10 protein-coding genes are annotated in these 12,053 nt (G+C 40.8%); 7 read left to right on the forward strand and 3 right to left on the reverse strand.

Annotated elements, in window-relative coordinates; genetic code table 11:
* Positions 1-36 precede the first annotated feature (36 nt).
* The gene (locus JOE49_RS10150; RefSeq protein WP_068938565.1) at positions 37-912 is read right to left on the reverse strand and encodes an SDR family NAD(P)-dependent oxidoreductase; all 876 of its coding nucleotides are present in this window, start codon (positions 910-912) and stop codon (positions 37-39) included.
* Between the two features lie 197 nt (positions 913-1,109).
* On the opposite strand from JOE49_RS10150, the gene JOE49_RS10155 reads away from it, so the two are divergent.
* From JOE49_RS10155 to JOE49_RS10165, 3 genes are all read left to right on the forward strand, one after another.
* On the forward strand, positions 1,110-1,577 hold the full coding sequence (locus JOE49_RS10155) for a MarR family winged helix-turn-helix transcriptional regulator (protein WP_068938566.1): 468 nt from the start codon (positions 1,110-1,112) through the stop codon (positions 1,575-1,577).
* A 50-nt stretch (positions 1,578-1,627) separates the two neighbouring features.
* Positions 1,628-2,074, forward strand: a complete 447-nt coding sequence (locus JOE49_RS10160; protein WP_028542025.1) for a GNAT family N-acetyltransferase — start codon at positions 1,628-1,630, stop codon at positions 2,072-2,074.
* 516 nt (positions 2,075-2,590) lie between these two features.
* Positions 2,591-3,970 (forward strand): amino acid permease, encoded by a 1,380-nt coding sequence (locus JOE49_RS10165; RefSeq protein WP_053324682.1) that lies wholly within the window; start codon positions 2,591-2,593, stop codon positions 3,968-3,970.
* A 125-nt stretch (positions 3,971-4,095) separates the two neighbouring features.
* Here JOE49_RS10165 and JOE49_RS10170 read toward each other — a convergent pair whose 3' ends face one another.
* Entirely contained in the window at positions 4,096-4,359 is a 264-nt protein-coding gene (locus tag JOE49_RS10170; protein ID WP_049828455.1) for a DUF3953 domain-containing protein, read from the reverse strand.
* A gap of 193 nt (positions 4,360-4,552) precedes the next feature.
* Positions 4,553-5,593 (reverse strand): NAD(P)-dependent alcohol dehydrogenase, encoded by a 1,041-nt coding sequence (locus JOE49_RS10175; RefSeq protein WP_209941010.1) that lies wholly within the window; start codon positions 5,591-5,593, stop codon positions 4,553-4,555.
* Positions 5,594-5,949: 356 nt separating this feature from the next.
* On the opposite strand from JOE49_RS10175, the gene JOE49_RS10180 reads away from it, so the two are divergent.
* From JOE49_RS10180 to JOE49_RS10195, 4 genes are all read left to right on the forward strand, one after another.
* Positions 5,950-6,366, forward strand: a complete 417-nt coding sequence (locus JOE49_RS10180; RefSeq protein ID WP_028542028.1) for a MerR family transcriptional regulator — start codon at positions 5,950-5,952, stop codon at positions 6,364-6,366.
* 392 nt (positions 6,367-6,758) lie between these two features.
* Complete coding sequence (locus JOE49_RS10185) at positions 6,759-7,694, forward strand: hypothetical protein (protein WP_209941011.1); 936 nt, start codon at positions 6,759-6,761, stop codon at positions 7,692-7,694.
* 299 nt (positions 7,695-7,993) lie between these two features.
* Positions 7,994-8,716 (forward strand): hypothetical protein, encoded by a 723-nt coding sequence (locus tag JOE49_RS10190; protein WP_209941012.1) that lies wholly within the window; start codon positions 7,994-7,996, stop codon positions 8,714-8,716.
* A gap of 381 nt (positions 8,717-9,097) precedes the next feature.
* The gene (locus tag JOE49_RS10195; protein ID WP_209941013.1) at positions 9,098-12,010 is read left to right on the forward strand and encodes an S-layer homology domain-containing protein; all 2,913 of its coding nucleotides are present in this window, start codon (positions 9,098-9,100) and stop codon (positions 12,008-12,010) included.
* Positions 12,011-12,053: the final 43 nt, after the last annotated feature.

The following is a 12,053-nucleotide window of genomic DNA, read 5'->3' on the forward strand; positions in this document are numbered from 1 at the left end:
TTCGTTGGGGGACATTGTTCGATTTTAGATTCTATTTCATTCCATAACGCCTTTTTGCCGTAATAATTCGGTTGTAGTACTCCAAAGTAGGCGTTGCATCTTGATATCCCCACCAGGATATGCCGGCACAATCAGCTTACCAGTACCAACATTAAAATACCCGCCTGTCACTTCTTGATATTGGGATTCTGTTGCTAAACGAATAATAATTTCTGCTCCTCTCCGTGGGTCTCCGATATGCAAAGCGTTCAATATTTTTGCAAGTACCGAAGAAAATCCTAACTCACGGCCAAGGCCGGTAACGTTAAAGCCTGGATTAAGTGCGTTAACTACGATTCCGGTTCCATCCAATTGACGTCCAAGTTCTTCTGTAAACATGATATTAAGAAGTTTAGTCTTTCCGTATATCTTAGATGAACCTCTTGCGGTAAATGCAGATGTATCTATTAAATCCTCCGGTAATTTTAATTCACCATGGTTGCGTGACGCTTCAGAAGCTACATTGACGATCCTAGCATTTGTGGATTCCATTAGTGAATTGAGTAGTGTATGCGTTAACAGCCACGGGGCAAGATAGTTTACGGCTATCATTTCTGCCAAACCCTCTGAGGTTATTCGCTGTTCAAATCCATGTAATCCAGCATTGTTCACTAATACATCAATCTTTGGATAATTAGCTTTAATTTCATCCCCAATACGTTTGACATCTTTCATAAGAGACAGGTCCCCGAAAAAAAAGTCTACCTTTGTACTTGGCGCCAAGTCTCTCAGAATATTTCTAGTCGTTTCAGCACGCTTTTCATTTCTGGCTGTTAAGACTAGATGTGCTCCGCGTTGGGCTAATTCAATTGCTACCCATTGTCCAAGACCGTTAGTAGCACCAGTGATTACAATAATCGGGTATGTCGACATATAAATCATCCTCCAAATTCTCGATCTAATTACATTCTTATTCATGTCCACGCTTTACGGTTGTGGATGCTTTATACTGTAGATCTTCTGCTTGACACTTACCAAAGTTGAAAATATGATTGACATATATCAAGTATATGTATTTTGATTGATATATGTCAAATATATTCGTACTAATTTGAATAAGGTGGAGACATATGGATAATAAAAATCAACATCCAAATTCTACAAGAGAGCAATTAGAACTGAATCTTGGTGAACAACTTAATGCACTTATAAGCGCGTCACATGCACTCAATGTAAGAACTGCGGCACTTTTCGATCCATCATTACAACCTGCGGCTTTTCTGATCGTACGCTGTCTTCTTTCATACGGCCCGGTAAGCGCTACATTTTTGGCAGAATCCACCGCTATGGATCGAAGCTCTGTCAGCCGTCTTGTTACTCAGCTTAAGCAATTGGAATATGTAAAAAGTGAAACTCACCCTGAGGATCGCCGGGGTGTGTTGATATCCCTGACAGCTAATGGTCGTGGAAAAGCCTTGGAAGCTTTAAAAGAAAAAGAAAAAGAGTTTTATCAACGTATTTCAACATGGGAGGATTCCAAACTTGAAGCATTTATTGGGATGCTGAATTGTTTTAACGGTCAAGATTGTGAGGATTAATGAGTTTAGACATAAAGCATCGTATGATGAAAATAGGGGGTATTTCAAAAGTGAAAGAAAAAAATGTTAGGGAAATTAGGGTATCTGATTATCATGATATTTATTTGTTGAACCAAGATTTTAACCCCAATCTATATCTATTTCCTGAAGAAAAAGTAAAAGAGAAGATTGAATTGATTACAAAGGAATCAAAAGATATGATCTTTGTTTATGAAGAAAATAACGAGGTGTTAGGATATATTCATGGAAGCCCATATGAATTACTTTTTTCTGAATCTTTGGTAAATGTACTAGGATTTGTTGTTAAAGAAAAGTATAGAAATCAAGGTGTAGGTAGCATGTTGATTGAGCGTCTTGAACAGTGGGGAAAGTCCCATGGATTTTCTGGGATCAAACTATTATCTCACCCAAGTCGGATACAGGCTCACAGGTTCTATGAACGACGTGGCTATATGTTTACCAAGGATCAGAAAAATTTTATAAAAAATCTCAAATAAATACATATTCATTCATCATTGAATAAGCGGGTTCAAAAGCCTGATCTTTAGCTAGGCTTTGAACCCTTCAATTTTATAGATGAGATCCGCCACTTGCATCAATCCATTGACCAGTTATATCTTCATCTCGGATTTCAAATAGACTTAATATCGTGATATTTATCATTGAAGAAATATGTTTGTTTAGCACTCTAATGCATTACATTAAATTGACCATTGTTCAGAAAATATGAATAGCCTTCCTTTCCATTTCATGCATAAAAATGTCTGCTAATTAGCAGTTGTATTTAGGCGTTTTTTGTCATACAATGCATCTAATGCTACGGACTCGGTCTTAGAAACAGTAAGGTTTGGACGGTAAATAGGACGTGGTTTTCTGGTATATTTACGAATCGTGGAACTACTTTGTTGTCGTTCACTCACGACCACGTCAGTCTGAAAAGTTAATAATGTTTGGGGACAGTTTTCCGGATCATTAGCGTTTGATGATGAACATATACGAAGGGGAGCGTTCTTTTGGAATCGAAACAATTAACGAGAGGGCTAAAGCCACGGCACGTTGAGTTGATTGCGCTTGGAGGTACGATTGGCGTCGGTTTGTTTATGGGATCGGCAAGTACGATAAAATGGGCAGGTCCCTCAGTGCTGCTGGCTTATCTCTTAGCTGGGATTATTATGTTTTTTGTCATGCGGATCATGGGGGAAATGCTGATTCTTGAACCGGTGACAGGCTCATTCGCTACATTTGCTCATAAATATATCAGCCCTTTAGCCGGTTTCTTGACCGCCTGGAGCTATTGGTTTTTATGGGTTACCGTAGGGATGGCGGAAGTTACTGCGATTGGGGTATATGTGGGCTACTGGTTCCCAGATATCCCGCAATGGTTGCCGGCTTTGGCAGGTGTAATTATTATTGCATTGGCCAATTTGGCGGCTGTGAAATTTTATGGGGAATTTGAGTTTTGGTTTGCGATGATTAAAATTGTCGCCATTATCTTCATGTTAGTAGTTGGTACGGGGATGATCTTCTTTGGACTCGGTAACGGTGGACAACCGATAGGTCTATCCAATCTGTACAGCCATGGCGGCTTCTTTGCAGGTGGTTTGAAAGGGTTTCTGTTTGCACTCTGTATTGTAACAGCGGCTTACCAAGGGATAGAAATGGTGGGTATTACGGCAGGTGAAGCTGAAAATCCAAAAACGACACTGCGAAAAGCCATTAAAAACATCATCTGGCGTATTCTGATTTTCTACGTGGGTGCAATCTTTGTCATTGTTACGATTTATCCTTGGAACCAAATAGGCGAGATCGGTAGTCCATTTGTTCTGACTTTTGCCAAGGTAGGAATTGTGGCTGCTGCGGGTATCATTAACTTTGTTGTACTTACAGCTGCGATGTCTGGTTGTAACAGTGGTATTTACAGTGCGGGAAGAATGTTATACACGTTGGCTAAGAACGGACAAGCTCCCAAGTTTTTCGGGAAAGTTTCTCCAAGCGGCGTCCCTAGAAATAGTATAATAACGACCATTTCCTTGCTGCTGGTAGGGGTGTTATTTAACTATTTAATGCCTGATTCCAAACTGTTTCTGTATATTTACAGCGCCAGTGTTCTTCCAGGCATGGTACCGTGGTTTGCATTAGCCATCAGTCAATTTAAATTCAGGAAAAAGTGGAAAGACGAAATGAAGGATCACACCTTTAAATCTCGTTTTTTTCCGATCAGTAATTACATTACCATTATCTTTTTGTTGCTTGTGATCGTTGGAATGTGGTTTAATCCAGACACACGCTTGTCGTTGATTGTCGGGGCATCATTCATGGCGATCGTCATTGTTGGATATTTTGTCTTTGGCATAGGAAAGCGGCAGAGAATTGAAGAATTAGAGGAAAACTAAAAGATTGCTAAATACGTAACATTTGCCGAGCGCAATTCAGATGATCCTGAGTTCGCTCGGCTTTTCTTTTACATGACGAGGGAGGAGCTATGGAAGGGTTGTTACTGAGGTATAGAACCGTGTGGTTATCCTGTTCGCACTACAAGTGTAAATATAGAGACAAAAAAAGTGAGAAGGGAAACTGAGAAGTTGATAATTGCAATACTCTTACGGTTAGCCTTAAACTCTGTAATTCCAGAAAATAAAAATATAAACCCTAGAAAAAATTGCGCGATTTTGTATGAGTCCCTATAGGTGTCTGGGTATGCGAGTGATAAAGAGGAAGAGATCATAACAACTACAGCAAATATTAAAGTGAGGATTCTGTAAATATCCATTTTCTTGAACATAGATAAGTTCCCCCTTCCTATTTATTCCTAATGTATTATATTCTAAGGGTAGAATCTTTGAATTACAAATAAATACAAAAAAGAGGAAATGGACGATAAGATGGTACACAGAATAAAGTGAAGGTGTCCCAAGTAATACTTTGGGGACACCTTCAAAATTAAAATCACTTGTACAACTTATGATTTACATAGCTTACATTGTGCTAATGTCAATCACGAATCTATACTTCACATCAGAAGCTAACACTCGTTTGTAGGCTTCGTCAATCTGGTCGGCCGATATCACTTCAATTTTAGGAACAATATTGTGTTTTGCACAAAAATCCAACATTTCCTGTGTCTCACGGATGCCTCCTATCATTGAACCAGCAAATGAACGGCGATGTCCGATAAGGGACATCACATTTAGTGACAACGGCTCCCCAGGGGCACCGACATTCACCAAAGTTCCATCTAGATTGAGTAGTGCAAAATAAGCATCCATATCGATGGCAGCACTTACCGTGTTAATAATCAAATCAAAGTGCCCAGCAAGTTTTTCAAATGTTTCTGGTTCGCTTGTAGCATAATAGTGATCCGCACCAAATTGCAAGCCATCATCTTTTTTCTTTAATGTTTGTGATAGAACGGTTACCTCAGCACCCATAGCATGTGCAATCTTGATAGCCATATGGCCAAGGCCTCCCATTCCCACAACGGCCACTTTCTTATCTGGACCAGCACCCCAGCGGTTCAACGGTGAATAAGTCGTAATACCTGCACAAAGTAATGGAGCAGCCACGTCTAGCTCAATGTTATCTGGAATTTTCACTACAAAATCCTCAGTTACGACAATGTGGGTAGAATATCCGCCTTGTGTAGGCTCGCCGTATTTGTCAACACCAGCATAGGTAGGGACATTTCCTTTAAGGCAGTATTGTTCCTCTCCTTTACAACAGTTCTCACATTCTCCACAGGAATCGACCATACAGCCAACCCCTACCCGGTCACCAACTCTGTACTTTGTAACCTTAGATCCTACCTCCGTGACAATCCCTGCAATTTCATGTCCAGGTACGAGAGGGTAGTTCACTGGTCCCCATTCACCGTGAGCAGTGTGGATGTCAGAATGGCATATTCCGGCATATTTAATTTCAATCAGAACATCGTATGAATCAAGATCCCGTCGTTTAATTTCAGCCGATCGAAACGGTTTGTCTGGGCCATCGACAGCGCGTGCTTTAGCAGTTATCATAAATAGCCTCCTATTATTTGTATTTTTCAAGAGAATGCAGTTATATCGGTATAAATTGAAAACTAGCTGAAGTCGGTTGAAGTTACCCTTCATTCATTTCCATTTATACTTTTTCTCTTGCAAATCAATGTTAATCCTTATAGTTAACTCTAAGTCAAGCGCAAGTTTATATTCCTTTTGGGAATTTCTGCTCGTACAGGTTCAGGTTCATTACAGCTAATTATATTTCGTTAGATAGCATCTGATTCTACTTTTCCTATAAGGGGACTTTGACATTCAACAAATAACTTGATAGAATTCCCCTTACACCCTAGAGTTAACTCGAAGTCTATGTCATTAAAAATAGGAGATACATGATGAAGACATATTCTATCAGCGAAGTTGCAAAAGAATTGAATCTTACAGCATATACCTTACGTTACTACGATAAGGAAGGACTTATGCCTTTTGTAGAACGGACATCTAGCGGAACAAGATTATTTAAAGAATCCGATATCGACGCTTTAACAATAATTGAATGTCTAAAATCCACCGGGATGCCGATCAAAGAAATTAAAAATTTTATTGATTGGTGTTCTGGTGGGGATTCCACACTACAACAAAGATATGACATGTTTATGGAACGAAAAGCTACTGTAGAAGTACAAATGGAAGAACTTAAAAAAACAATGGAAGTAATTGAACATAAATGCTCATATTACAAAACTGCGTTGGAAGCCGGAACGGAAAATATTCATAAAAACAATAAAATTGGGAGTCTCTTTACTAACTAATAGAAAAGCATCTGTAATTCATCCATTTCTATATGAATTACAGGTGCTTTCGTTTGTAATATTCGATTTACTACAACCTACTGATTTAAAACAGAACGATCGGCTTTTGAAAACTAGGAACCAACTATAATGTAACTTGAACAGGCAGGAGTAGCACCGAGGATCAAGTATTCCGAAAGTCAACGGGCAATTTGCCCATTATATAGGTTGAGAGCCACGACTTTAGTTCAGAAAACAACGAATTACTATAGAATCATCGAAGATAATCAGGAGTATGGTCCAGTATTCCCTCATTTTTATTTTTTGATAAGATTAATTCCATATTATTGAAGGTTACAATCAGACCGCGAAGGTATAAAGAATGATACATAAGGAAATGAGGAAGATACTGAATGAAGGCAAAAGCGTATATTATTTTGTTGACTGCTGTAATAAGTTTAACTGCTATGCTGAACGCATGCGGTGACTCCAAAAAGCAAATTGAAGGTGAATCTACGACTGGAGCAGCAACGACTACGACTACACAGAATACCAAGGCGGACAATGCGGAACAGGCTGGTGTGGATGGTATTGTGAGCAATACTACAGACCAAGCTGCAAAAAGTAATGGGAAGACGTACTCAGATGTGGCTAAAGAAGCAACGAAACCCGAGCAGCCAGCAGGACAAATAGGGTTAAATACGACGCAGGAGCAGCTTCTTACCTTTGCGGATCGTTATGGACTGGTACGAGTACCGGATCATCCGATTCGGCGGGTTTCCGATCCAACCGGGAAACAGGTAAACATTGCAAATTACAGTGATTCTGTCGTGAATTTATATACAGAAGAGCCCATCCACCTGAATACAGATGAATTTATTCATGAAGCTTATACTTTTTTTACAGAGGGAGTTGCTCCAGGTGAGTCCTACAAGAAGTGGGAGGAAACCTCTAATACAGAAAGAGGACTCGTCAAAATGCTCTATTTGTCACGCGAGGGACTTCATATTTTAGAAGAAGCGATGAAGATGCATGATTACTCTAGTCCATCTGTCCAAAACGCGCTGGGCTTCTTTAAGGTTGCCTCGGAATTTGAATCTGTACTGCCTGTTGCACAAACCCCCACAGACATCAGCTTGTACAATATGTATGATCAACGAGTCAAACCGGAGTGGAAGAAACTGAGCGATCTTAAAAATCCTGCTGCAAATGAAAAAGTCTTCACTGCTGCCTATCGAAAAGCAAGAGATGAGACAAATAATCTCATGGGTCTGTTAAACATTATGGTGTCTACGGAAATGGAAAAACGTCTCAAAGCAGCAACCGATCAGCAGAATACAGGGAAATAGCTTATTCAATGCATGTTTTAACTTGATACCAATACGTATAAATTTCCGAAAATCCTAGCTTGGAAGAAAGCCGTTATAGACCCCAGTATTCTCTCTCCATAATGCCTTTATTATGTTCTGCTACCCATCCATCATAAAGTAAAGTGGACAGGGGCTGCCAGTTGTTCAAGGAAATTTTGTAGCTCATAGGTGACAAAAATCATCCACACTTTTTTCTAATATTTAACTGTTAATAGAACTGTTGAAAAGCTATAATGCTAATAATGATTTGAGTGTACTTTGAGAAAGAGGTTGAGGGTATGGTGTTGAAAAAATGGCCATTATTATTGATGATAGGTGTTCTCATGGTGGCATCTGTGAGCTGGAACAGTGGAGTATCTTATGCAGCTACAGAATATACTTGGGATAAGTACAAGGGCACTGAGGTCAAGACATATAGATTGACTGCGGTACCTGGAAGAGTCGAATATATGGATCAGGAAAGGTTTTTTGCAGCTTTAAGTCAAACCCCAAATGTGTATGGAGATTTCAGTGGCTATAAAACAGGGAAAACAACTGGAGTTGTAACCGAGAGTATAACGGATGATGTGTACAAATTTACAGTTACTGATTTTCTTCGCGATCAGGAGCCTGAGGTTGTAGAGTATATCAATCCCAGAGGCGGAATTCCTCATAGATGGAATGGAACTAGTGATATTCAAATTTTTATGAGAGGGTCAGAAGCGGCTTCTTTGTCTGAGCTGTTTTATGAGGGGACACCCAGTGAAGGACGCTTTCAATTTAATGCTAACGATATATATTTAGTTACATTCTGGTCCAGTACCGTAAGACTTATCAGTGGGATGTCTGCTGAGGCGCTAATAGAGGAAGGTCCTCACACGTTTAAGAATCGGGAGCTTGTAGGTCAAGTAACCAGCGAAGATCCTGCAGCTTATCCGCAAGACGGGATTTCAGAAGGTTATTATTATGTTTTTAAGGGTGCTGGCAACAAAGAGTCAACAGCTGATGGAGATAGCCAATAAAAACAAAAGAAGAGATAACATTGTGTATGGTGCTTTATACATGATGTTATCTTTTTTATTGTGATGCTCGCATTAGAAAATTTAGTAATGAAAAAATGCTGGAAATTTAATTCCCAATGAAAACCATTTTAAAAGATCGGGATATATGCCTTTAAAATAATGACAATTTTACGGATGGAACCGTAATCTATAACTACTTTTTTTGCTGTCTTTATTCAATCCTAGGGATATTATTCCGATAATTCAAGTATATACAGTTTGGTGTTAATTGAAATGAAATCCGTTTGAAAACAAAAGAGATAATTTTCAGAGTTGAAACAGAAGTGCAGGTGGAAGTGACCTGATGCTATATCGTAAAGGAGGTGCAAGGATCCAAATAATATGAAATGTGAAAAAAAGTTAAAACAAATTAGGCAGTACATCGCTGCTTTACTGGCTGTTTGGTTGTTCTGTATACATACTGTGCCTGTTTTTGCAGACAGGGTCTTTAACGATATCGAACATTCCTACGCAGCTGATGCAATTGAAGCCATGGCTGCTCAAGGGTATGTTACGGGTTATCAGGATGGTAGTTTTCGACCTGTGCATTTTATTTCGAGGCAGGAATGGGCGAGCATTTTCGTTAAAACCTTAAAACGAACTTCGGTTAACAAAAGCGTTGCTTCTTTTAGTGATGTGTCACCGTGGGCTCTACCCTATGTGCAGACCTTGCAAGCAGAGAACATTACCAAAGGAGTTAGTGATCAGTTATTCGGTGCAAAGCATAATATGACCCGTCAGGATATGGCGGTGTGGTATGCCAGGTATTTCGGCGTTTCTGAAGATACCCGCGCTTCCGATAGATCTAGTTTTGTGGATCAGGCTGATATATCAGACTATGCACAAACGAGCGTATGGCTGATGGAACGGTTGGAGCTGATCGAGGGGGATACGAATCATTATTTCCATCCCAAAGAGTCTGTGAGACGGCAGGATGCTACACTGGTAGCATATCGGATATGGCTAGGCGGTGACGGTCTGAGAGAACGTGCTAAGCGTTTGCTGGAATCATTAGGAAATGGAACTGCAATGACGAATCAGCCAGCCAGTCCAACGGAATCGAAGAAGATCGTGGTCGACCTGGCGCCGGAAATCAGTCACCAGCGTGCGAATCCGGAGATCGAAGAGCCTAAAAGCCATAGTCCAAGACCCGATCCACCGGTATCTCCGGTAACACCAACAGAGCCGAAGCCGGAACCGCCAATTATACGACCAGAACCTAGTCCCAAACCACCGGTGATACCACCAGTGACACCGCCAGTGATACCACCAATCATACCGCCAGTGACTCCGTCAGAACCACCGGATCATTCGTCGGATTTCGTGGTGGATGAGGTAGTAATCAAGGCGCCCGAGTTGGTCAATCAACCGGAAACGTATCCTTCGTATCAGCTGTCCTTTGATCTCTACAATAAAGGGCACTTGGTAAGCATTCCCGCTGTTAGCGTCACAAGTGTCACCTACACATTTAGTGATACATTAGGTGTATTTGATGAACATGGGAAAATTGCGCATTCCGAAAATATACCTGCTGCTGATGGTTATATTCCTGTAGAGATGGAAGTCACCATTGCTAAACCTTATCGGGTACTTAAAGCACAGACCAAGCTGATCGTGAGAGGGAAGACTCCTCCGGTAGAGGACCCGACTGTAATCAGGTCCGTATACTTGGCGACGTACACCATTTCACAGGCCACTACTCTAGACCCTACAGCCTGGAGCATGCCCTATGTATTTCAAAATGCAAAGGGAGAGGTCATACCGTCCGGTCTATTGCCGTCAGACTTGAAGCTTCGTATAGAGGATTCCAGAGGGATATTTGACGAGGATGGACATATTGCCAACCTGCATCTGATTCCTGCATTGAACTCTGTCATTCCATTCAAGATTGAGGTTGAATCACCCTCTCAGGGAATTCACTTCATATCCGATGCCGAGTTAACTGTAGTACCAGGAGCACGCAAAAAGCAATATTTTGCTATCTCCATGATGCTACAGGGAAAAGATGCGGGCAGTACGACCACGGTAGAGCAAATTGAGCAGTCGCGTCAATTGCTGATGGATCACTTTGGTACCAACTTAAAAGTGACGTGGGCCATGGAAAATAGATTTATTTTTGTGGAATCAAATCGTCCGCAGCTTAAAAAGGTTTTGGAATACGTGGATCAGTATGGCGATGAAGTCGGGATTTTGGATGGGTATCCGAATAATCTGTTTGATCTTCCTGAATGGGAAGCACAGATGAACGAGTGGTTGTATATGTATCGTTATAATGCCCTCAATGAGCTGCACCAATCTGGTTCGTTGGGATCACCTTCGGTGTTTGAAAGTATGGATACAGACCAATATCGGAAGTATCTGCCTAAATCATTGACCGGCTTTACGGTGAATCCTGAGCAGGCCCAATGGCTTAAGGATCATTTTAAGATTACCTCAGCGATGGGATGGTCGGCTACACAGTATAATGTGAACAACATGTATGGTGAGGGTTCACCTTTGATGCCTTACTGGTCCCATAAGGATAATCCGATTGTTCCGGCACAGGGGCTTACAAATAATAGCGGTATCGTATTTATGAACTCGATTACGATTGATCCCATCGGGTCGCGCTATACCAAAGATTCTTCACGCTGGACTCTCCATCCAGGTGATCCATATGTGACGGAAACGGATGCGGCACCACAACTGTATATAGCACAGCAATATTTAGATAACCCGTATCAACGTTTGAATACAGTAAACTACATGTCCATTATTTTGGATGTCAACTGGCTTGCCAAAAACCATAACATGTCTCAAATATGGGAAAACTTTGTGAAGCACTTCCCTGTTGACCGTGAGGTTGAGATTGTGGGCGTGGACGGGCTGAAACAGATTTATGAATCGATAGCTGGATTGAGTAATGATCATACGGAGTTTTCACTCATGTTTAGAGGCTCAGGTTTTAAGGCAGTTATGGACTCCAATAATTCACCAGCCAATCTGCGTTACTTGTGGACTGAAAACGCCTCACAGCGGATTATTTTATCCAAGGAGGATGGAGATGCGGCATGGTCCATTATTGACTTTACTGACTATACCCGAAATCCGATTCCGAAGATGGCCTACAATCTGGGTAAGAACACAGATGTAAGCTATGTCACTGGAAGGAACTTTAAGCTGCATCCTACAGCTCCGTTAACAGCAGATGAAATTCAGCGCGTAAAGGATCGTTTAAAGGAAATCTATTTCGCGGAAGAAGTAACTTATAAGTAAGGGTTTGGAATGACAGAATTTTTAAGACTTGAGGTTTTATGAA

This window comes from Paenibacillus sp. PvR133, assembly GCF_017833155.1.
In the GTDB taxonomy this organism is placed as follows: domain Bacteria; phylum Bacillota; class Bacilli; order Paenibacillales; family Paenibacillaceae; genus Paenibacillus; species Paenibacillus polymyxa_B.

Excerpts from the sequence above, each read along its gene's own strand:
- JOE49_RS10185 (WP_209941011.1), top strand. The coding sequence starts at position 6,759 with ATGAAGGCAAAAGCGTATATTATTTTGTTGACTGCTGTAATAAGTTTA.
- JOE49_RS10195 (WP_209941013.1), top strand. The coding sequence starts at position 9,098 with ATGAAATGTGAAAAAAAGTTAAAACAAATTAGGCAGTACATCGCTGCT.
- JOE49_RS10150 (WP_068938565.1), bottom strand. The coding sequence starts at position 912 with ATGTCGACATACCCGATTATTGTAATCACTGGTGCTACTAACGGTCTT.
- JOE49_RS10175 (WP_209941010.1), bottom strand. The coding sequence starts at position 5,593 with ATGATAACTGCTAAAGCACGCGCTGTCGATGGCCCAGACAAACCGTTT.
- JOE49_RS10180 (WP_028542028.1), top strand. The coding sequence starts at position 5,950 with ATGAAGACATATTCTATCAGCGAAGTTGCAAAAGAATTGAATCTTACA.
- JOE49_RS10155 (WP_068938566.1), top strand. The coding sequence starts at position 1,110 with ATGGATAATAAAAATCAACATCCAAATTCTACAAGAGAGCAATTAGAA.
- JOE49_RS10170 (WP_049828455.1), bottom strand. The coding sequence starts at position 4,359 with ATGTTCAAGAAAATGGATATTTACAGAATCCTCACTTTAATATTTGCT.
- JOE49_RS10190 (WP_209941012.1), top strand. The coding sequence starts at position 7,994 with ATGGTGTTGAAAAAATGGCCATTATTATTGATGATAGGTGTTCTCATG.